Annotated in this window: 20 protein-coding genes; 6 read left to right on the top strand and 14 right to left on the bottom strand. The window is 67.7% G+C overall.

Going from position 1 to position 20,190, the window contains the following annotated elements; translation table 11 throughout:
* The first annotated feature begins 104 nt into the window (after positions 1-104).
* Positions 105-1,769, top strand: a complete 1,665-nt coding sequence (locus CA236_RS14995) for a catalase (protein WP_125946177.1) — start codon at positions 105-107, stop codon at positions 1,767-1,769.
* 54 nt (positions 1,770-1,823) lie between these two features.
* Positions 1,824-2,426, top strand: coding sequence for an ankyrin repeat domain-containing protein (locus CA236_RS14990; RefSeq protein ID WP_125946176.1), 603 nt, complete (start codon positions 1,824-1,826; stop codon positions 2,424-2,426).
* Between the two features lie 26 nt (positions 2,427-2,452).
* Here the strand turns inward: CA236_RS14990 and CA236_RS14985 are convergent, their stop codons facing one another.
* From CA236_RS14985 to sucC, 5 genes are all read right to left on the bottom strand, one after another.
* The gene (locus CA236_RS14985) at positions 2,453-3,046 is read right to left on the bottom strand and encodes a septal ring lytic transglycosylase RlpA family protein (protein ID WP_046409031.1); all 594 of its coding nucleotides are present in this window, start codon (positions 3,044-3,046) and stop codon (positions 2,453-2,455) included.
* Between the two features lie 10 nt (positions 3,047-3,056).
* Positions 3,057-3,200, bottom strand: a complete 144-nt coding sequence (locus tag CA236_RS18820) for a hypothetical protein (RefSeq protein ID WP_164518955.1) — start codon at positions 3,198-3,200, stop codon at positions 3,057-3,059.
* Between the two features lie 50 nt (positions 3,201-3,250).
* Complete coding sequence (locus tag CA236_RS14980; protein WP_046409030.1) at positions 3,251-4,180, bottom strand: FAD-binding protein; 930 nt, start codon at positions 4,178-4,180, stop codon at positions 3,251-3,253.
* A gap of 76 nt (positions 4,181-4,256) precedes the next feature.
* Positions 4,257-5,006, bottom strand: a complete 750-nt coding sequence (locus tag CA236_RS14975) for an electron transfer flavoprotein subunit beta/FixA family protein (RefSeq protein WP_125946175.1) — start codon at positions 5,004-5,006, stop codon at positions 4,257-4,259.
* Between the two features lie 116 nt (positions 5,007-5,122).
* On the bottom strand, positions 5,123-6,322 hold the full coding sequence (gene sucC, locus CA236_RS14970) for an ADP-forming succinate--CoA ligase subunit beta (protein WP_046409028.1): 1,200 nt from the start codon (positions 6,320-6,322) through the stop codon (positions 5,123-5,125).
* Between the two features lie 255 nt (positions 6,323-6,577).
* On the opposite strand from sucC, the gene CA236_RS14965 reads away from it, so the two are divergent.
* On the top strand, positions 6,578-9,283 hold the full coding sequence (locus CA236_RS14965) for an ATP-dependent DNA helicase (RefSeq protein WP_164518954.1): 2,706 nt from the start codon (positions 6,578-6,580) through the stop codon (positions 9,281-9,283).
* 12 nt (positions 9,284-9,295) lie between these two features.
* Positions 9,296-9,835, top strand: a complete 540-nt coding sequence (locus CA236_RS14960; protein WP_046409026.1) for a histidine phosphatase family protein — start codon at positions 9,296-9,298, stop codon at positions 9,833-9,835.
* Between the two features lie 38 nt (positions 9,836-9,873).
* On the opposite strand, the gene CA236_RS14955 is transcribed toward CA236_RS14960, so the two are convergent.
* The 8 genes from CA236_RS14955 to bamE form a co-directional block, all read right to left on the bottom strand.
* Positions 9,874-11,535: an ATP-binding protein gene (locus tag CA236_RS14955; RefSeq protein WP_046409025.1), complete on the bottom strand. Its 1,662-nt coding sequence runs from the start codon at positions 11,533-11,535 to the stop codon at positions 9,874-9,876.
* Positions 11,536-11,627: 92 nt separating this feature from the next.
* Entirely contained in the window at positions 11,628-12,386 is a 759-nt protein-coding gene (locus CA236_RS14950) for a TIGR02186 family protein (protein WP_046409023.1), read from the bottom strand.
* Entirely contained in the window at positions 12,383-13,297 is a 915-nt protein-coding gene (locus CA236_RS14945; protein WP_046409022.1) for a sulfite exporter TauE/SafE family protein, read from the bottom strand. The genes CA236_RS14950 and CA236_RS14945 overlap by 4 nt, the downstream gene beginning before the upstream one ends.
* 46 nt (positions 13,298-13,343) lie before the next feature.
* Positions 13,344-13,667 (bottom strand): hypothetical protein, encoded by a 324-nt coding sequence (locus CA236_RS14940; protein WP_125946174.1) that lies wholly within the window; start codon positions 13,665-13,667, stop codon positions 13,344-13,346.
* A complete protein-coding gene (locus CA236_RS14935) occupies positions 13,658-14,524 on the bottom strand; it encodes a hypothetical protein (RefSeq protein ID WP_125946173.1) in 867 nt (288 codons plus the stop codon). The genes CA236_RS14940 and CA236_RS14935 overlap by 10 nt, the downstream gene beginning before the upstream one ends.
* Positions 14,521-15,891 (bottom strand): glycosyl transferase family protein, encoded by a 1,371-nt coding sequence (locus CA236_RS14930; protein WP_125946172.1) that lies wholly within the window; start codon positions 15,889-15,891, stop codon positions 14,521-14,523. The genes CA236_RS14935 and CA236_RS14930 overlap by 4 nt, the downstream gene beginning before the upstream one ends.
* Positions 15,892-16,189: 298 nt before the next feature.
* Positions 16,190-16,696 (bottom strand): RcnB family protein, encoded by a 507-nt coding sequence (locus CA236_RS14925; protein ID WP_125946171.1) that lies wholly within the window; start codon positions 16,694-16,696, stop codon positions 16,190-16,192.
* Between the two features lie 163 nt (positions 16,697-16,859).
* Positions 16,860-17,315: an outer membrane protein assembly factor BamE gene (bamE, locus tag CA236_RS14920; RefSeq protein WP_046409019.1), complete on the bottom strand. Its 456-nt coding sequence runs from the start codon at positions 17,313-17,315 to the stop codon at positions 16,860-16,862.
* Positions 17,316-17,424: 109 nt separating this feature from the next.
* On the opposite strand from bamE, the gene CA236_RS14915 reads away from it, so the two are divergent.
* Together CA236_RS14915 and CA236_RS14910 are read left to right on the top strand one after the other, a co-directional pair.
* Positions 17,425-17,943, top strand: coding sequence for a ubiquinol-cytochrome C chaperone family protein (locus tag CA236_RS14915; protein ID WP_241212690.1), 519 nt, complete (start codon positions 17,425-17,427; stop codon positions 17,941-17,943).
* Entirely contained in the window at positions 17,940-18,461 is a 522-nt protein-coding gene (locus CA236_RS14910; RefSeq protein WP_046409017.1) for a DUF177 domain-containing protein, read from the top strand. The genes CA236_RS14915 and CA236_RS14910 overlap by 4 nt, the downstream gene beginning before the upstream one ends.
* A gap of 48 nt (positions 18,462-18,509) precedes the next feature.
* On the opposite strand, the gene CA236_RS14905 is transcribed toward CA236_RS14910, so the two are convergent.
* Entirely contained in the window at positions 18,510-20,174 is a 1,665-nt protein-coding gene (locus CA236_RS14905) for a thiamine pyrophosphate-binding protein (RefSeq protein WP_125946169.1), read from the bottom strand.
* Positions 20,175-20,190 lie beyond the last annotated feature (16 nt).

The raw sequence follows: 20,190 nt of genomic DNA, 5'->3' as shown, positions 1-20,190 counted from the left end.
ATCTCGTTTCGTGGCGGAATCGACTGCTCTTAGTGGGACGTGACCCGGCAGAGACCGGAACCCACCTCGCCGCGCGGCGCCGCGGCACAACAAAGAGATATGTGATGAACGCCAGCTTGAAGGCGCGCGCGCTCCGCGCGGCCGCGTTGCTCCTCGGAGGGGTCGCGCTCCCTCTTCCCGCCATTGCACAGTCAGTGAGCGATGCCGATGCGTCGGCCGCCGCGCGGATGCAGACCGGCCCGGCACCGGTGGCCCCGGGCGCTGCACCGCCGCGCGTCGACCTCTCGCGCGGCCCCGCCATGCAGTTCACGCGCGACAATGGCGCGCCGATCGGCGAGAACCGTCATTCCAAGGCCGCCGGCGATTTCGGCCCGGTCCTGCTGGAAGACGCGCACCTCATCGAAAAGCTTGCCCGTTTCGATCGTGAGCGCGTGCCCGAGCGCGTCGTTCATGCCCGCGGCACTGGTGCCCATGGCGTGTTCAAGGCGACCGCCGACATTTCCGACCTGACCAAGGCATCGCTCTTCGCGCAGGGCAAGGAAACGCCGGTGTTCGTCCGCTTCTCCACCGTGATCCACGGCAAGGACAGTCCTGAATTCGCCCGCGACCCGCATGGCTTCGCGACGAAATTCTACACCGATCAGGGCAATTGGGACCTGGTGGGCAACAACCTGCCCATCTTCTTCATCCGCGATGCGATCCAGTTCCCGGACATGATCCATTCGCTGAAGCCTGATCCCGTGCTCAACAAGCAGGATCCCAACCGCTTCTTCGACTTCTTCTCGGCCACGCCCGAGGCGACTAACATGATCACCCAGGTCTTCTCCAACCTGGGCACGCCCGCCTCGTACCGCACGATGGATGGCAATGGCGTGCACGCGTTCAAGCTGGTCAATGCGAAGGGGGAGACGGTTTTCGCCAAGTTCCGCTGGATCAGCCGCCAGGGCGTCCACAATTACAAGGCGGACGACGCGGTCAAGGCCGGCTTCAACTATCTGACCGATGATCTTTACGCGGAAATCGCCAAGGGCAATTTCCCGAGCTGGGATCTGATGATCCAGATCATGCCCGAAAGCGAGTTTGCCAAGCTCGACTATAATCCCTTCGACGACACCAAGGAGTGGCTGGGCGTGCCGTTCCGCAAGATCGGCGAGATGACGCTCAACAAGGTGCCGGACAATTTCTTCGAATGGACCGAACAGTCCGCGTTTGCCCCCTCCAACATGGTCCCGGGGATCGAGCCCTCGCCCGATCGCATGCTCCAGGGCCGCCTGTTCTCCTATGCCGATACGCAGCGCTATCGCGTTGGCGCGAATGTCATGTCGCTGCCGGTCAACCGCCCGCGCGTGGCCGTCGTGAACAACAACCAGGATGGGCAGCTCAATGCGTCGGGTCGTGACAGCAGCGTCAATTATTTCCCGGCGGCCGCAGCGCCCAAGGAAACGGCCGATACGTTCCGCAACTCGACCTACACGGTGAATGCGGTGGTGGATTCGCGGCCGATCGCGAAGACCAACAACTTCAAGCAGGCCGGCATCTTCTACCGTTCGCTGCCGGCCGCGGAAAAGGTCGACCTGATCCGCAACCTTGCCGCCGATCTCGGGCAGGTGCGCTCGGACCGTACCCGCACGATCATGGTGAGCTATTTCTACCAGGCCGACCCGGACTACGGCACGCGCATGGCGAAGGCCGTCAACGTGCCGCTCGCCGAGGTGAAGCGCGCCGTCGCCGAATATCAGGCGGCCAACCCCGAACAGCCCACCAACTAACCCCTCCGGGCCGCCTGCCACGGCGGGCGGCCCCCTTTCTTTCGGAACACCAACATGATTTCGCTGATCGCCGCTGCGCTACTGGCGGAGACTGCCCCGCAGGGCGCCGCCGCCTCACCGCCCGCTCTCCCCGCTGCGATTCCCTCCCCGGAACGCCGACAGGAATTGCTGTTCGAGGCCGCACGGCTCGGCCGCACCGATCTGATCGCCCCGCTGATCACCGCCGGTGCAGACGTCAATGCCCGCGATCGCCGCGGGTTCACGCCCGTGATCCTCGCCGCTTACGCCGGGCATCGCGACACGCTCGACGCCCTGCTCGCCGCCGGCGCCGACGCCTGCCTGGCTGACGCGGGTCAGGGGAATACCGCGCTGATGGGCGTCGCCTTCAAGGGTGAGGATGCGATCGCCGAGCGCCTGCTCGCTGCCGGCTGCGACGTGAATGCGCGCAACAAGGCCGGACAGACCGCGCTGATGATGGCCGCGCTGTTCAATCGCACCCGCCAGATCGAGCTGCTCCTCGCCGCTGGCGCCGATCCCGCGCTGGCCGACGCCTCAGGCCGAATCGCCGCCGAGGTCGCCCGCGCGCAGGGCAATGATATGGTTACCAAGCGGCTCGCCAGTCCGGCGGCGCGCGAAGCAGCCCCCAAAAGGCCCTGAGCGGCCACGCGGTTCGCCTGCGCGCTTCAGGGCGCCTGAACCAGCCCCTGCCGCACGCCGGCGGCCAATTGCGCGCGCAGATTGGCCAGTGCCTGATCCGACACGCGCTCGCGCTCCCGCGCCGGCTTCCCGCGACGAAGCCGCTTGCGGTCCTTCTCCGGCGGGTCGACGATCCGCACGCGCACCGGGATGATACCGGCCCGTTTCGCGCCCAGTTGCTCGGCCGCCCCACGCGACAGGTCGATCACCCGCCCCCGGGCGAAGGGGCCACGGTCGTTGACGCGCACGACGATCGTTCGCCCCGTCTCCAGCGACGTCACCTCGACATAACTTGGCAGCGGCAGGGTCGGGTGCGCCGCCGTCACCCATTTGGGGCGAAACCGCTCGCCCAGCGCGACCCGGTTTCCGCTTTCCGAGCCGTACCAGCTGGCATAGCCCAGAACGTCCAGGTTCGGGTCGGGCGTTGGCGTATAGGTCACGCCACGCACCGTATAAGGCTTGCCGATCCTGACGGGCGTGTCGCTGACCGGACGGAATTTCTGCGAGGCGCAGGCGGACAGGGCAAGCGCCAGAACGGCGACCAGCGGCAGGCGCATCACGCTTCTATCTAATCCACCCATTACGATCGGCTTAGACGACGCGGCCCAGCCTCTGCAATGCAGCGGTGACGTGTTGCTTGGGGAAGATCGCGCCGCGAATGAGCGGCGACTGGCTGCCACCCTGCGACAGAGCGCACGCACATGGCGTCTCGGCAGCAGCAGCGGCGACGCTCATCAGAGCGCCGCCGGCCGTGGCGCGATCCGCTGGACCGCGCCGGTACGGGATCAGAGCTTCTCGGTCAGCTCCGGGACAACCTTGAACAGGTCGCCGACGAGGCCGATGTCCGCGACCTGGAAGATCGGGGCATCCTCGTCCTTGTTGATGGCGATGATGGTCTTGGAATCCTTCATGCCGGCAAGGTGCTGGATCGCGCCCGAGATGCCGACCGCGATATAGACCTCCGGGGCGACGATCTTGCCGGTCTGGCCGACCTGATAGTCGTTCGGCACGAAGCCGGCGTCGACCGCCGCGCGGCTGGCGCCGACGCCGGCACCCAGCTTGTCGGCCAGCGGCTCGATCAGCGCGCTGAAGTTCTCGCCGTTCTGCAGCGCGCGGCCGCCCGAGACGATGATCTTCGCGCTGGCCAGTTCCGGACGCGCGCTCTTGGCGATTTCCGAGCTCTCGTAGGTCGACAGGCCCTGATCGCCGGTCGAGGCGACGGCTTCGACGGCGGCCGAGCCACCTTCTGCCGCTGCCTTCTCGAACGCCGTGGTACGGACGGTCAGCACCTTCTTCGCGTCCGACGTCTGCACCGTCGCGATCGCGTTGCCGGCGTAGATCGGACGCGTGAACGTGTCCTCGCTCTCGACGGACAGCACTTCGGAGATCTGCATCACATCGAGCAGCGCGGCGACGCGCGGCGCGATGTTCTTGGCCGACGTGGTGGCCGGCGCAACGAACGCGTCGTGATGGCCCATCAGCTCGACGACCAGCGGCGCGACGTTTTCAGCCAGCGCATGTGCATAGGCGTCGTCGTCAGCAACATGGACCTTGCCCACGCCGGCGATCTTGGCGGCTTCCTGCGCCACGCCATCGACGCCCTTGCCGGCGACCAGCAGGTGAACTTCACCCAGCTTCGACGCGGCGGTCACCGCGGCGAGCGTGGCATCCTTGACGGTCGAACCGTCATGCTCGACCCAAACCAGAGTCTTCATCTTGAACCTCTTTCCTCTCCCCGTCGGGGCCGCGTCCACGCGGCGCCCGGAACGGGATCAGTGACCGGCGGTGCGCTTACTTCGCGACGCCCATCGCCTTGAGCTTCATCACCAGCTCGTCGACATCGGCAACCTTGATGCCCGCCTGGCGCTTACCCGGCTCGACGACCTTCAGCGTCTTGACGCGCGGCGCGGTGTCGACGCCGTAGTCGGCGGCGGTCTTGGTCGCGAGCGGCTTCGACTTCGCCTTCATGATGTTCGGCAGCGAGGCGTAGCGCGGCTCGTTCAGGCGAAGATCGGTGGTGACGATCGCCGGCAGCTTGAACGAATCGGTCTCGAGACCGCCGTCCACTTCGCGCGTGACCTTGACGGTCTCGCCCTCGACTTCGACCTTGGATGCGAACGTGCCCTGGCCCCAGCCGAGCAGGCCGGCAAGCATCTGGCCGGTCTGGTTGTTGTCGTCGTCGATCGCCTGCTTGCCCAGGATGATGAGCTGCGGCTGTTCCTCGGCGGCAACCGCCTTCAGGATCTTCGCGACGGCGAGCGGCTCAACCTTGTCGTCCGAGGTGACGAGAATCGCGCGATCCGCACCCATGGCAAGCGCGGTACGCAGCGTTTCCTGCGCCTTCGCCTCACCGATCGACACGACCACGATCTCGGTCGCCACGCCCTTTTCCTTCAGGCGGATGGCTTCCTCGACCGCGATCTCGTCGAACGGGTTCATGCTCATCTTGACGTTGGCCAGATCGACCCCCGTCCCGTCCGCCTTCACGCGGGGCTTTACGTTGTAGTCAAGCACGCGCTTGACCGGCACCAGAACCTTCATTCCACTCTCCCAAGCGTCACCCCGGCAAGCGCCGGGGTCTCCCGGTTGTGTCGCGCTCCACGTCGGGGAGATGCCGGCCGAAGCCGGCATGACGATGGAGAACGATCAGTCGAAACTTACGCCGCCTTCTTCACCTCGGCGACGATCTTCTGCGCGGCATCGCCCAGGTCGTTCGCAGGAACGATGGCGAGGCCGGAATTCGCGAGGATTTCCTTGCCCTTCTCGACATTGGTACCCTCGAGCCGAACGACAAGCGGTACCGACAGATTAACTTCCTTCGCCGCGGCAACGATGCCCTCGGCGATGATGTCGCACTTCATGATGCCACCGAAGATGTTGACGAGGATGCCCTTCACGTTCGGATCGGCAAGGATGATCTTGAACGCCGCGGTCACCTTCTCCTTCGACGCGCCGCCGCCGACGTCGAGGAAGTTCGCCGGGAACATGCCGTTCAGCTTGATGATGTCCATCGTCGCCATGGCAAGGCCCGCGCCGTTGACCATGCAGCCGATGTCGCCATCGAGCTTGATGTAGGCGAGGTCGTACTTCGACGCTTCCAGCTCGGCCGGATCTTCCTCGGTCTCGTCGCGCAGCTCGGCCAGGTCCTTGTGACGGAACATGGCGTTGCCGTCGAACCCGACCTTGGCGTCGAGCACCATCAGCTTGTTGTCGTCGGTCACCGCGAGCGGGTTGATCTCGATCTGCGATGCGTCGGTGCCGAGGAAGGCGTCATATACCTTGCTCGCGAGGCTCTGCGCCTGCTTGGCGAGATCGCCGGTAAGGCCCAGCGCATGCGCGACGGCGCGGCCGTGGTGCGGCTGGAAACCCGTTGCCGGATCGACGGCGAAGGTGTGGATCTTCTCCGGCGTGTCGTGCGCAACGGTCTCGATGTCCATGCCACCTTCGGTCGATACGACGAAGGCGACGCGGCCGGTGGCGCGATCGACCAGCACGGCGAGGTAGAATTCCTTGGCGATGTCGACGCCGTCGGTGACGTACAGGCGGTTGACCTGCTTGCCGGCATCACCCGTCTGGATCGTCACCAGCGTGTTGCCGAGCATCTCGGTCGCGGCGTGGCGAACCTCGTCCTCGGTCTTGGCGAGGCGGACACCACCCTTGGCCTCAGCCGGCAGTTCCTTGAACTTGCCCTTGCCGCGGCCGCCGGCGTGGATCTGCGCCTTCACGACATAAAGCGGCCCGGGCAGCTTCTTGGAGGCTTCCACTGCTTCCTCGACGGTCATCGCCGCATAGCCCGCGGGAACGGGCACGCCGAACTTCGCCAGCAGTTCCTTGGCCTGATATTCGTGGATGTTCATGCCGGAGCTCGCCTTACAAAACCGAAAACAGGCAGCCTTAAGCACAGCGGCGGTCGGGAATCCAGCCTTGATAGGTCGTGTGTGCCGATCAACCGACGAGAGCACAGCCTCACTGATGCTAAACGTTCGCAATAGCGGAATTGCGATCAGGCAAGGGTGCTGTGGCGATGATCAGCATCGATCCGGCGAGGCGCGCGGCAACCCGCCGACGAAGAACACTGGAACAGGTTTTCCGTTTGTTCTAACGCTGGCGGCGTGATCGCTCTTCCCTATCCGGCGCTGCACGCGAGCCATACGGGCATCTGGATCGCGAGCGACGACGGCGTGCGCGGCGTGTCGCGCGGCGAGGCGATCCGTGCCGCCGCCGATACGCCGATGATCGTGATGAACGCGCCGCTGGTCGGGCAGCGGCTGGGCTATGCCGATCTGTCGGGTCTCGACATCCTAGAGCTGTTCGCCTTTCTGCGGCCGGCACGCTTCATGGTGCCGACGCCTAAGGGACTGGCGACCGTCACCGGCCTCGACGTCCCGGCGAGCGACAGCGACATCGCGCCCTTCCTGCGCACTGCCGCCCTGCGGCTGCTGGAAATAACCGATGGCGACTGGCCCGAGCGGGAAGGCGCCTGGGCGGCGGCGCAGACACTGGCGCGGCTGCGCTGGTCCTGGGGACCGCTGCTCGCCAGCCGCTTGCGCAAGCCGGCGCGGGACGAACCCTGGCTCTTCTCGCGGCTGCCGGAATGGGAGGAAAGCGCACCGCGCCCTGCGCCCCGTGCGATCAGCCTGGACGCCGATGCGACTCAGCGCACGCTGACGACGCTGGTCGGCGCCGCCGCCGAACCGCGCCAGGGCCAGCGTGATTTCGCCGCCGCGGCGGCGCACGCCTTCTCACCGCGCGTGGGGCGCGACAGCCCCAATCTGGTGCTGGCGGAGGCCGGCACCGGGATCGGCAAGACCCTGGGCTATCTGGCGCCGGCCAGCCTCTGGTCACGCACTGCCGGCGGCGCTGTGTGGGTGTCCACCTATACCAAGGCGCTGCAACGGCAGCTCGGCCACGAAACGCAGCGCGTCTATCCCGATGAGGCGGAGCGTCGCGCGCGGGTCGTCACGCGCAAGGGGCGGGAGAATTATCTCTGCCTGCTCAATCTGGAGGATGCGCTGCAGGGCGGCTTCGCCGGGCGCGCGGCGGTGCTGGCGCAACTGGTCGCGCGCTGGGCCGCCTATACCGCCGATGGCGACATGATGGGCGGCGACCTTCCCGGCTGGCTGACCACCCTGTTCCGGCGCAACGGCTCGGTCGCACTCACCGACCGGCGTGGTGAGTGCATCTACGCCGGCTGTCCGCATTATCGGAAATGCTTCATCGAGCGCGCCGCCCGCGCCTCCGCCGATGCCGACATCGTGATCGCCAACCATGCGCTGGTGATGGTCAATGCGGCGCGCGGGCGCGAAACGGCCACACGCCCCAGCCGCTATGTGTTCGATGAGGGGCATCACCTGTTCGATGCCGCGGATTCGATGTTCGCCACCGCGCTCACCGGCCAAGAGACGATCGAGCTGCGCCGCTGGATCATCGGCCCCGAGGCCGGCAGCCGCGGACGCCGACGGGGCCTGGCCGCGCGCCTCTCCGATGTCGCCAGCTACGATGAGGCAGGCGCACAGGCGATGGCCGACGCGGTGAAGGCCGCGCATGGCCTTGCCGCCGACGGCTGGCTGCAACGCATCATTGAGGGCGCGCCGTTCGGCCCGATCGAGGCGCTGCTGGCCAGCGTACGGGCGCTCACCTTCGCCCGCGCAGAGGGCCCCGACGACGCGGGCTATGGGCTCGAAACCGAACTCGCCGAGCCCTCGCCCGAGCTGATCGAGGCCGCCGCTCATGCTGCCGAGGCGCTCGATGCGCTCTACCGCCCCCTCGTCGTGCTCGGAAAGCGGCTGGAGGCGGTTCTGTCCGACGCGCCCGACTGGCTCGATGGCCAGGCCCGCGCCCGGGTGGAGGGCGCCATCGCCTCGCTCGGCTGGCGCGCGGAAAGTGTCTCGGCGTGGCTCGCCCTCATCGCCCGCGTCGGCGCGCCGGCCAGCCCCGACTTCGTCGACTGGCTCGCCGTCGACCGGGTCGAGGGGCGCGAATATGACATTGGGCTTCACCGCCGCTGGCTCGACCCCACCCGCCCCTTTGCCGAGATCGTGCTGAAGCCGGCGCATGGCGCGCTGGTCACCTCCGCCACGCTGACCGCCGGCGGCACGTGGGAAACGGCGGAGGCCCGCGTCGGCGCGCCGCATCTCACCGGCGCGGCGGCACGGTTCGAGGCGGCGAGCCCGTTCGATTATGCCGGCAACGCCGAAGTCATCATCGTCACCGATGTGAAGCGCGGCGACGTACCGGCGCTCAGCAACGCTTACGCCCGGCTGATCGAGGCGGCGGGCGGCGGGACGCTGGGGCTGTTCACCGCGATCCGCCGGCTGCGCGGCGTGCATGCGCGGATTGCCGACCGGCTCGCCCGCGCTGGCCATCCGCTCCTCGCGCAACATGTCGATCCGATCGACACCGGCACGCTCGTCGACATCTTCCGCGATGATCCGCACGCCTCGCTGCTGGGCACCGACGCGCTGCGCGACGGCGTCGACGTGCCCGGCCATTCGCTGCGCATGGTGGTGATGGAGGGCGTTCCCTGGCCCAAGCCCACCGTGCTCCACGCCGCGCGCCGGCTGGCGGGCGGCAGCAGCGCCTATGACGACCGCATCGTGCGCGCCCGTCTGGCGCAGGCGTTCGGCCGGCTGATCCGTTCCCGCGGTGATCGCGGCGTATTCGTGCTGCTGTCGGCGGCGACGCCGTCGCGGCTGCTCGACTCCTTCCCCGCCGGTGTCCCGATTTCGCGCGTCCCGCTCGACGAGGCGGTGGCGCGAGTCGCATCGCGGCTTTCCTCGCGCGCCGGCTTGGGGCATGAGGCGGCTCCCGCGGCCTAACGGAGACGAGCCTTGAAGACGCTGACGCTGTTGCGCCACGCCAAATCGGGCTGGGACGATCCGGTGACGCGTGATTTCGATCGCCCGCTCAACGACAAGGGGCGCAAGGCCGCGCGCGTCATGGGGCGCCAACTGCGCACACTGGGCGAAGAGTTCGACCGCATCCTCGCCTCGCCCGCGCGCCGGGTCGTGGAAACCATTGCGGAAGTGGCAGTGGGCTATGAGGCGCCGATCGAACCGGCGTGGGACAAACGGCTCTACCTCGCCTCGGCGGCCACCCTGCTCGAGATTGCGCGCGAGGCGCCCGACGATTGCAACCGCCTGCTGATGATCGGGCACAATCCGGGGCTGGAGGATTTCGCGCTGCTCCTCGCCGGCGACGGCACGCCCGAATTGATGTCGGCGCTGGACGAGAAATACCCGACGGCGACGCTGGCGCAGATCACCTTCGACGTTGATCGCTGGGCCGATGTCGTACGCGGCGGCGGTACGCTCACGCGTTTCATTCGCCCGCGTGACCTCGACCCGACGCTCGGCCCCGACGACCATTGAGCCCGGGCTGACGCCCCGCCGTCAGCACCCCGGCCAACCTAGCGGCCCTGCGCGCGCCACTTCTGGATCGTGCGCTCGATGATCTCACTCTCATGGCCGACATCGCGCCACAGGCGGGAGAAGACCGGATCGGCCGACGCCGGCCGTTTCGCTTCCTCCAGCCGGTCGAACCGCACCCGGATCGGGATCGCCACGCCCTCCCCGCTGATGATGCATTCCTGATTGCGCAGCGCGGGGATCGAATCGAGGAAACCGCGCGCGCCTTCGGGCATCGCCGCGCGCACGAACGACTGATCCCGATCGTTGTTTAGGCGCATGGCCAGGATCGTGCCGCACTGCGACAGCACCCCCTCCGCCAGGTCCGACGGCCGCTGCGTGATCAGCCCCAGCGACACGCCGTATTTGCGCCCTTCCTTGGCGATCCGGCTCAGGATCCGGCCGACGGAGGACCCGTCCTCATCGCGCGGGATATAGCGGTGCGCCTCCTCGCAGATCAGCAGGATCGGGCGCTGCGGCTCGTTGCGTGACCAGATCGCAAAGTCGAACACCATCCGGCTCAGCACCGCGACGACCACCGACGTGATCTCGCTTGGCACGCCCGAGACGTCGATGATCGAGATCGGCTTGCCATCACCCGGCAGGCGGAACACCCGCTGGATGAAGCTGCTCATCGTGTCCGCGACCAGCATGCCGGAGAACATGAAGCCATAGCGCGGATCGGCCTTGATCTCGTCGATCTTGCTCTTCAGCCGAAGATAGGGTGCCGTGTTGGACGCCTTGTCCATCTTCCCCATCTCATGCTGGATGAGGGTGGTGAGGTCGCTCAGCAGATAGGGCACCGGCGCATCGACGGTCAGCTTGGGGATTTCGGCCCCAACGCGGCTCTTGGCGCGCGCGGCGAGCAGGCATTTGGCAAGGATGTCGGCATCCACCTGCCGCTCGGCGCCCTCGGTGGTCAGGAACACCTCGCAATGTTCCTCGAAGTTCATCAGCCAGTACGGCATCTGAAGGTTCGACACATCGTAGATCGCGCCATTGTGGCGGAACGCGGCGGCATATTCGCCGTGCGGGTCGACCATCACGATATGGCCCTGCGGCGCCATTTCGCAGATCCGGTGGAGGATCAGCGCGGCGGCCGTCGACTTGCCGGTGCCGGTCGAACCCAGCAGCGCGAAATGCTTGCCGAGCATGGCATCGACATACAGCGCGCCGCGCACGTCGCTGGTCGGATAGACGTTGCCGACCTCGATATGCGCGCGTCCTTCCGCGGCATAGACCTGGCGAAGATCGTCGGAGGAGATCGGGTAAACATCCGCGCCGGGTGTGGGATAGCGCGTCACGCCGCGGCGGAACTGGTACAATTTGCCAGTCAGCTTCTCCTCATCTCCCTCGCCGAGGAAGTCGACGGCGGCAACGATGCGGCCGGTCTCGTAATCGTCGAGCCGCAGGGTGCGAACATTGGCGATCAGCCAATTGTGCCCCACCCGCACCTTGATCTGCCCGCCGACCTGCCCGCCACTGGCAACCACCGGATCGGCATGGGCGCCAAGCGCCGCCAGCGCCGCCGGATCGAACACCACCTGGCTCGATGCGCCGCCGATCTCGGTGACGAAGCCGATCGGGTCCAGGCCGGCCGGCGCGCACGCCCCCGCCGCGGCAATCGCCGCGTCGAACACGTGACGTGCAGGTAGTTCACTCATGCGGCATTTCCACGCCTTTTCCCATCCGGGCGGGTCTACGGAACAAGGGTAAACAGAGCGTGAGCGATATATTGCGGCGCGGCGCCAGCCACTTACACCCGCTGAGCGATCCGCCCCGCGCCCCAGCCTAGCAGAACCGACAGCGCCACCGCCGCCAGCCCATAGACAAAGGCATGGCGATCCGCGGCGCGCGCAACGAACCGCTCGAACCCGGTCTTCTCCACTGTGATGTCGCGCACCGCCGCGGCCAGCACCTTGCCGTCGCGGATCAAAAAGGTCTCAGCGGTGAATTGTCCCACCGGCACGCGCGCCGGAATCCTGACGCGCGTGCGGTACAACACGCCCTCGGTGATCTCCACCGCGCCGGGCGCCTCGTAATACAGGCCCGCGCGGCGACGCAGGTCGACCAGCCCGCGCGCGAACCGGTCCTGCACCGGCGGCGGCGCGGAGGATGCCGGCGATAATTGCAGGCTGTCGAGCCCCAGTTCGTAGATCGCGCGCGTGCGATCATCGACGATCTGGCTGACGGGGCGGGACGAGGCGACCGCGTAGAAGCTCGGCGCCGAGCGATACCGCAGCGCCTCCGCATTGACCCACACGCCGGCAAGCTTCTCCTTCTCGCGCACGGTGATCGATTGCACCGGGCCCTTCACCACCACCACCAGGTCGGTGGGATGCTTGTCGTCGGGCAGCCGGCCGCCCGGATAGAGGATGGCACCGAACAGCAGCAATTCTGCGCCGGTGAAGCTGTAGGCGATACGGATCTCTCGCTGCGACACGTCGGGTACCAGCACCGGCTTGGCCTGCGCCATCAGCAGCGGCGCGGCCAGGATCAGCGCGGCGCGCTTCACAACAGCTCGACCGAATAGATCTCGTCCGGCCGCCAGCCGAGACCGATCGCGATTCGGCCCGCCACCAGCAACACCATCAACGCCAGCGCAAGGCGCAGATATTCGGGCCGCGCACGCGCCGCGAAATGTGCACCGACCTGCGCGCCGACGACCGATCCGATCAGCAGCAGGCCAGCGAGCACGATGTCAACCGCCTTGGTCGTCATGGCGTGGACCATGGTCGCGGCGGCGGTGACGAACAGGATCTGGAACAGCGACGTGCCCACCACGACCTGAGTCGCCATGCCGAGGAGGTAGATCATTGCCGGCACCAGCACGAAACCGCCGCCGACGCCCAGCAGGATGGTGAGGATGCCGGTCCCGAACCCCAGCAACAGGGGGGCGAGCGGCGAAATGTACAGGCCCGAACGGTAAAATCGCATGCGAAACGGCAGCGACGCGACCAGCGGATGGTGCCGCCGCCGGCGCGCCGGTGCCGCGCGCCGGCCACGGCTGACGGCGATCGCCTCCAACGATTCCTTCAGCATCAGCCCGCCGATGGAAACGAGCAGCAGGACATAGGTGATGGCGATGGCGGTATCGATCTGCCCGCTCGCTTGCAGCAGGCGGAACAGCCAGGCGCCGAACAGCGATCCCAATATGCCCCCGACGACCATCACGCCGCCCATCTGCACGTCCACGCCGCCGCGCCGGAAATAGGCCGACACGCCCGACACGCTCGCCCCCGTCACCTGGCTCGCGGCAGAGGCGGCGGCAACGGTCGGCGGGATGCCGTAGACGATCAGCAACGGCGTGGTGAGGAAACCGCCGCCAACCCCGAACATGCCCGATAGCAGACCCACACCCGCGCCCAGCGCGATGATCACGAGCGCGTTGACCGACAGGTTCGCGATCGGGAGGTACAGATCCATGCCACCGTCGATATGCCGATCGGCCGCGGCGGGGAAGCGCCAGCGGTCAGAAATCGGTGCCGATGGTCAGTGCCGGACCGGAAGACGGCGTTGCGCGGCCCGCCAGCCGCTGCCGCCATTCGAGCGACAACCGCAACGATCGGCCCGCGACGGGCAAAGCGGTCGACAGCCACGGCCCGGCGTCGACGCGAGACGCCCCGCGCTGCGCCGCACCCCATGCACCCAGCCCCAGGTCGATCCGCGCCGGGCCCAGCCGCGCCAGCGGGTAGCTGATCCGCATCGCCCCATCGACATAGCCCTCGATCCCGTCGCGCGCGATCCCGCCGCCCTGCGCATAGCCGTCCAGCATCAGCCACGAAGTCAGCGGCAACGGGCAAAGCCGCCGACCAGCCCCAGCGCCGGGCCGCCCCGTGCGCGATCGATCCCGATGCGCTGCTCGGCGACGACATGCACCGGCAGCGACGTCGGCCGCCAGTCGAGCCCAATCGCGGCCTCGCTCTGCCGGCTTTCCAGCGCCCCCGAAAACCGCCCGGCAATCGACAGTCGCCGCGCGGCATCGATGGCATAGGTCAGCCGCGCCCCCGCCTGACTTCCGCCGAGCTGCGGGACGAACGGCGCCGCATCGCCCGGCCGCAAGATCGCCCAGGCACTGCCACCAAATCGCGACGGGCCCTGCGCCGCCGGCAACGGCGCACCGGCCGCGACGCTGGCTTGGCTCGCGGGCGGCGGGACGGCATGGGTGGAGTGACCTCCCGGACTAGGCGGCACCAATCTTGGCCGCTCCCACTCTCCCGCCGCGGGCGACGATTGCCGCGGCAGATCGTATGAAAAAGCGAGCGTCTCGACCGCCCTGACCCGCATGTCGGCCGACGGCACGTAGCGCGGCCGGACCTCGTTCGCCGGCGTCAATCGCACCGGGGCGCCCGCACCCGGCAGGTCGGGCAGCGCGCGCGACGTCGCCGCGACCGACATGGCCGGGGGCGACGCCACAATGACTCGCGCCGGTTCGGCCGGTGGCCGGGCCGCCACCTCCTGCGGTCGCGCAAACGGCGCCGCGATGATCGCCAGGATGCGCGGCGCCATCGCCGGCTCTGCCCTGGCCGCCACCGCCCGGGTTTCGGCCGCGAGTGCAACGTCACCAGGCCACAATTGCAATGCCCGCAGGCCGATCCACAGCCCCAGCAGGCCGACCAGAAAGCGCAGCGGGCGCCCGGTCCGGGCCGTCATGCCGGCAGCTCCTCAGGGAAGACATGCACCGTCTTGTCCCAACGCGGGGGCGACCCGCTCAGCATCCGCACATATTGGGCGGCGGCGCGGATCGCGGCGAGCATCGATATGACGTTGCCGACAATCGCCCGGGGCACCGCCCACAGCGCCTCGTGCCAGTCATAGGCCCGGCCGGTGGACGCCACGCGCCAGCCGAGACGCCAGATCAGCAACAGGAGATTGACGGTGAGCAGCAGGCGCATGCCCTCGCTGATGTCTGGCAGCGGCAAGCCCAGGATGGTATGCGCCAGTGCCGCCGCGCCCCAGCCCACGATCGCCAGATAGGCGGCGGCCAGGACGATCACCGCCAGCGGGCCACGCCGGTCGCGCATCCGCATCCAGTGATCGGCAAGGTGCGGCACGCGCGCCCAGCCGATCCGATCCCAGCCGGCGAGCGCGATGCCGGTCATCCACCGACCCTTCTGGCGAACCGCCGCCTCCACCGTCGCCGGGAAGAAGGCGCGCACCGCGACCAGCCGTCCCGCCCAGTCCTCGACCCGCGCAAAGCACGGCCGGTAGCCAAGCGCCGCCGCGCGCAGCCCCAACTCATAATCCTCGGTCAGGCTGTCCTCATCGAACGGCGCCCCATAAGCGTCTTCCATCGCTGCCAGCACCGCGACCGAGATGGCGCAGCCCACGCCGGACAGCGGCAACCCCGCCCCCAATGCCGCGCGCAGCGCCATGTGGCGGCCATGCGATTCGGCAAACTCGTCGGCATAATGGCCCGACACCAGCCGGGCGCGGCGATCGACCAGCGGCAGCACCGGGATCTGCACCAGCTGGTATCGGCTGATCAGCGCGTCGAACACCATCAGCTCCAGCGGATGAACCACGTCCTCCGCATCGTGCAGCACCACCGCCAGCGTCGCCTCGCTGTCGACCGCATCGTCATGCCGCAGCGCGCGCCACATTTCGTTGAGATTGTCCGCCTTGGTCGTCGGCCCCGCCCGCGTTCCGATGACCAGCCGCACGCGCGAATCCTGCGCCGCCAGTTCGGCGACGATGCCGCTGGTCACAGGATCGTTGGGGTAGCAGCCGACGTAGATGCGGAAACACGGATGGTCGAACCGGGCGAGCGCGGTGCGCAGCATCGGCCCGATCACCGCCGCCTCGTCCCATGCCGGGACGAACACCGCCAGTCGACGCGCATCTTCCGGATGCGGCAGATTGGCGAGCGAGCGACGCGTCGATCCGTAACGCAGCCGGTGGTACAGCCACACCACGTCGATTAATAGATCATCCACGCCGCCGATCAGAAAACCGACAGCCGCAAACAATGTAAGCTCGCGCACTGTTGCGTCGAGCCACCAGAGTGCGATTTCCCCCATCGCATGCCGACCCCCAGATACGGCCGGCCAAGACTGTGCGATTATTTGCGCATAAGCAACAAAAAGTCGTTCGAACCCTATTGGATCAAGTATTCGCCGGGCATTTCAAAAATCGCAGGCATCAACAGAACCAATCCGGGACATGCGCGTTCCCTCGCTTAGTCCCAACCCCCTTTCGGGACTAGTGCCGGATCCCAAGCCAGGCACCGGCCGCGCTTGCGGCGTAGCTTGCGGCGCGGCCGCTCCGGGTCACGAGAACGGGACGGGCCGGGCGATCAAACGCCCGGCCCGCTTCGCGTCACCAGTAAAAGTTCCGGATCACGTCCAGCACGGTACCACGCCGGTAATCGACCAGAAGGACGTCGTTGTAATGGCGTACCCAGCGCGTATTGGGGCGGGCCGGCGGCAGGCGATAACGCCATGGATCGTTGATCCAGTAACGCTGCGCATAATAGCTGGGCGCAATCCGCGCGCCCGGCCGCCACTGATTGTAGCGGAACGGCGCGCGCCACTGCCCACGGGCGTAGAGCGCACGATTCTGGTTGCGATAGCCGCGCCAGTCGTCGCGGGCCCAGCGGCGGTCGCGATCACGCAGGTCTTCACGATATTCGCGCCGTGCCTCGCGCAAGTCCTGCCGGGCCTCGCGCACGTCGCGCCGGTCGCCCCGGCGCTGCGCCTCATACAGGTCCCGGCGCTGTTCCCGGATATCCTGCCGGTCGCGGCGCAACTCCCCCGGCGACTGTGCAGCGGCCACAGCGGGGGCGATGGTCGCCGCCATCATCAGCGAAACGATCAACTTACGCATGATCAGACACCTCCATTCGTCTGGCCGGCATTCCCGCGGAATGCCCTGCCGTAATCGAAGGTATCGGCCCCCGCCGCTGAACCGCCGGAGAATGCGCCAGTCAGCAGATAGAAAGCTGCGCCGCGAAAAGGCCCCGGCGCCGGAAGGCCGGAAGCCGAAAGACTCAGCGGCCGCCCGGCCCCGCACCCGCGCCGGCGGCGCCGACCGTGCCGATGTTGCCGAACAGGTCGGCGAAGAAGCCGCGATCACGGCCCAGCGTCGGGGTGGTCTTCTTGGTCGGGCTGATCGACGCGACCTGCTCGACACCCGACTTGCGGATCGCGCTGACGTTGCCGTTCTGATCAAAGCTGATCTGGACGGTCACCTGCTCCTTGGGCTTGGGCGTATTGAACGCATAATTCCGGCTGTCGCGCGAAATGTAATACCAGTCGCCCTGGTTGAACTGGCTGGCGAAGCTCGGCTGGCCCAGCGTCGCCAGTACCGACTGCCGGTTGTCCACGCCGGGCTGCACCGAATTGAGCAGGTCCGCATCGACGACATAGCCCTGATGCGAGCGCAGGGGCGCACAGGCCGACGCGGTCACCGCGATGGCGGCAGCGATCAGGAGGGGAAAACGCATGGCTACTCCGCAAAAGGCCTTGGGGCATGCGACGCGCCGTTGCGCCGTCGGCCATTCCCCTCAATATGCCTCCACGACACTTGACACAAGCACGACAGGCACGACGATCTTGGCTCTTCTTCAACGGTTTCGACGGCGCAATCGCGATGCGGCGGCCCCGCTCTATGCGGCGGTGGTGGCAAAGGCGCGCGAACCGCATTGGTATCTCGATGGCGGCGCGCCCGATACGCTCGACGGGCGGTTCGACATGGTGGCCGCGGTTCTCGCCATGGTGATGCTGCGGATCGAGGCAGAACCGCCGGGCGACCTTGCCGCCGCCACGCTCTCGACCGACCTGACCGAGCGATTCGTCGACGACATGGACGCGCAGGTGCGGCAGATCGGCTTTGGCGATATCGTCGTCGGCAAGCATGTCGGGCGCATGATGGGGATGCTGGGTGGCCGGCTCGGCACCTACCGTGAGGGGATCGCCGCCGGCGACCTTACCGACGGGCTGATCCGCAACCTGTGGCGCGGCGAGGCACCCGGCGAATCGCAGGCGCGCTATGTCAGCGACCAGTTGCAGGCACTGCATGCCGCGCTCGCCACCATTCCCCTATCCGCGCTGCGCGAAGGCCGACTGGCATGACCCCCGAATTCTCCCATCCCGTCCGCATCGACATGATCGGCGAAGGCGCGCGGACCGAAACCATCGCCGCTGACGAGACGCAGCGCGCCGCGCTCGCGCGCCGGTTCAACCTGATCGGGATCAAGCGCCTGGAGGGCAGCTTCACCGTGCAGCGCGTCGCCGGCGGGATCGCCGTGTCTGGGAAGGTGCAGGCGGAGGCGACCCAGCGCTGCTCGATCACCGATGAGCCGCTGCCCGCGCGGATCGCCGAAACCGTCGACCTTCGCTTCGTCGAGGATTCGGCCGCCGGCGAGGAAGTGGAGCTCGACGACGACGGGATCGACGTCCTCCCGCTGGAGGGCGGCGCGATCGACCTTGGCGAGGTCGCGGCGGAAACGCTCGCCCTTGCGCTCGATCCCTTTCCGCGCGGCCCCAATGCCGAAGCGGCGCTGCGCGAGGCCGGAATCCTGGGCGAGGACGAAGCCGGTCCGTTCGGCGCGCTCGCCGGGCTCAAGGACAAGCTGGCGGGAAAGAAATAACGTTGCGAACAGGCGAGCGGTATCGACCGCCCGCCGTTGTCGCAGGTTTCAGCGTTTCGCCGCGCTGCGGATCGCGCTCAGCGTGGTCCCGGCGGTGATGAACTCGACGTCGGTTTTCAGGTGCAGCAACCTGACGCCGCCCTGCCCGACGGCACGTTCCAGCGCGCCGGCGAAGTCGGCCGTCCGCTCCACCGTCTCCGCCCAGGCGCCATAGGCCCGCGCCAGCGCTGCGAAGTCGGGATTGTGCAGTCGGGTCGCCGACAACCGGCCGGGAAACTCACGCTCCTGATGCATGCGGATCGTGCCATAAGCGCCATTGTCGACGACGATGACCAGCAACTCACAATCGTGCTGGACGGCGGTCGCCAGTTCCTGCCCGTTCATCAGGAAATCGCCATCTCCCGCCACGGCAACCACGGTGCGATCCGGGCGGCGGCGCGACGCCGCCACGGCGGCCGGAACGCCATAGCCCATGGCTCCGGCGGTCGGCGCCAGCTGAGTCCCCGGCCCGGCATAGGGCCAATAGCGGTGCCACCAGCCGGAAAAGTTGCCCGCGCCGTTGCAGATGATGGTGTCCGCCGGCAGCTGCTCGCGCATCGCCAGCACGCACTGCCCCAGGTCCAGCGTCACGCCCTCGCGCTCGCGCGGCGTCGACCAGGCGCGATAATCGTCGTGCGCCTCCAGATCGTGCGCGCGTGCCGGACCGTCGACCAGCGCCAGCGCCTCGGCGAACTCCGCCATGGTCGCGCAGATCGCGAGGTCCGTGCAATACGTGCTGCCAAGCTCGGACGGATCGGGGTGAACATGCACCATCCGCTGGCCGGGATGCTCGGGGGAGATCAGCGTATAGCCGTCGGTCGTCGCTTCCCCCAGCCGCGCGCCGATCACCAGCAGCAGGTCGGCGTCCTTCACGCGTTCGACCAGCAGCGGGTTGGGGCCATAGCCCAGGTTGCCGGCATAGGCCGGGCAGTCGTTGGGCACCGCATCCTGTCGGCGGAAAGCGGCGACCAGCGGCACGCCGGTCCGGTCGGCCCAGGCGGCAATGTCCTGCCCCGCCGCCGCATCCCATCCTGCGCCGCCGATGATCGCCAAAGGTCGCTCCGCCGTGGCCAGCAGATCGGCAAGCTGCTCCATCGCATCGGGATCGGGCGCCTGCCCGATCCGCTCGACGCGCGGGCGATCCACCGCCACCACTTCGTCAAGCAGCATGTCCTCCGGCAGCGCGATCACCACCGGGCCCGGCCGCCCGTTCATCGCCACGCTATAGGCGCGCGCGACATATTCCGGGATGCGCCGCGCATCGTCGATCCGCGCCGCCCATTTGGCAATCGGGCTGAACATCGCGGCGAAATCGATCTCCTGAAACGCTTCGCGGTCGCGCATGCCGCGGTCGACGTCGCCGATGAACAGGATCATCGGCTGTGAATCCTGCATCGCGACATGGACGCCGATCGACGCGTTGGTGGCGCCCGGCCCACGCGTGACGAACGCAATGCCCGGCCGATGGGTCAGCGCGCCGTCGGCGCAGGCCATGAACGTCACGCCGCCTTCCTGCCGGCACGTCACCACATCGATCTGCGGCACGTCGACCAGCGCGTCGAGCACGGCAAGGAAACTTTCGCCCGGCACCGTGAAGATGCGATCGCAGCCCTGCGCTGCCAGTTGATCCACCAGGATGCGGCCGCCGGTGCGGGTCGTCTCGGGTTCGCTCATGCGACGATCCCTACTC

It is taken from the genome of Sphingomonas sp. ABOLG, from assembly GCF_003950435.1.
GTDB lineage: Bacteria > Pseudomonadota > Alphaproteobacteria > Sphingomonadales > Sphingomonadaceae > Sphingomonas > Sphingomonas panaciterrae.
Note: the sequence above shows the minus strand (reverse complement) of the source record. Positions and strands in the feature narration are given on the sequence as shown.

Bases quoted from the DNA above. Each gene is read 5' to 3' on its own strand.
- CA236_RS14925 (WP_125946171.1), bottom strand. From the start codon at position 16,696: ATGCGTAAGTTGATCGTTTCGCTGATGATGGCGGCGACCATCGCCCCC.
- CA236_RS14990 (WP_125946176.1), top strand. From the start codon at position 1,824: ATGATTTCGCTGATCGCCGCTGCGCTACTGGCGGAGACTGCCCCGCAG.
- bamE (WP_046409019.1), bottom strand. From the start codon at position 17,315: ATGCGTTTTCCCCTCCTGATCGCTGCCGCCATCGCGGTGACCGCGTCG.
- CA236_RS14945 (WP_046409022.1), bottom strand. From the start codon at position 13,297: ATGGATCTGTACCTCCCGATCGCGAACCTGTCGGTCAACGCGCTCGTG.
- CA236_RS14930 (WP_125946172.1), bottom strand. From the start codon at position 15,891: ATGGGGGAAATCGCACTCTGGTGGCTCGACGCAACAGTGCGCGAGCTT.
- CA236_RS18820 (WP_164518955.1), bottom strand. From the start codon at position 3,200: ATGAGCGTCGCCGCTGCTGCTGCCGAGACGCCATGTGCGTGCGCTCTG.
- CA236_RS14935 (WP_125946173.1), bottom strand. From the start codon at position 14,524: ATGACGGCCCGGACCGGGCGCCCGCTGCGCTTTCTGGTCGGCCTGCTG.
- CA236_RS14975 (WP_125946175.1), bottom strand. From the start codon at position 5,006: ATGAAGGTTCTGGTGCCGGTCAAGCGCGTGCTTGACTACAACGTAAAG.
- sucC (WP_046409028.1), bottom strand. From the start codon at position 6,322: ATGAACATCCACGAATATCAGGCCAAGGAACTGCTGGCGAAGTTCGGC.
- CA236_RS14955 (WP_046409025.1), bottom strand. From the start codon at position 11,535: ATGAGTGAACTACCTGCACGTCACGTGTTCGACGCGGCGATTGCCGCG.
- CA236_RS14985 (WP_046409031.1), bottom strand. From the start codon at position 3,046: ATGGGTGGATTAGATAGAAGCGTGATGCGCCTGCCGCTGGTCGCCGTT.
- CA236_RS14980 (WP_046409030.1), bottom strand. From the start codon at position 4,180: ATGAAGACTCTGGTTTGGGTCGAGCATGACGGTTCGACCGTCAAGGAT.
- CA236_RS14905 (WP_125946169.1), bottom strand. From the start codon at position 20,174: ATGAGCGAACCCGAGACGACCCGCACCGGCGGCCGCATCCTGGTGGAT.
- CA236_RS14910 (WP_046409017.1), top strand. From the start codon at position 17,940: ATGACCCCCGAATTCTCCCATCCCGTCCGCATCGACATGATCGGCGAA.
- CA236_RS14995 (WP_125946177.1), top strand. From the start codon at position 105: ATGAACGCCAGCTTGAAGGCGCGCGCGCTCCGCGCGGCCGCGTTGCTC.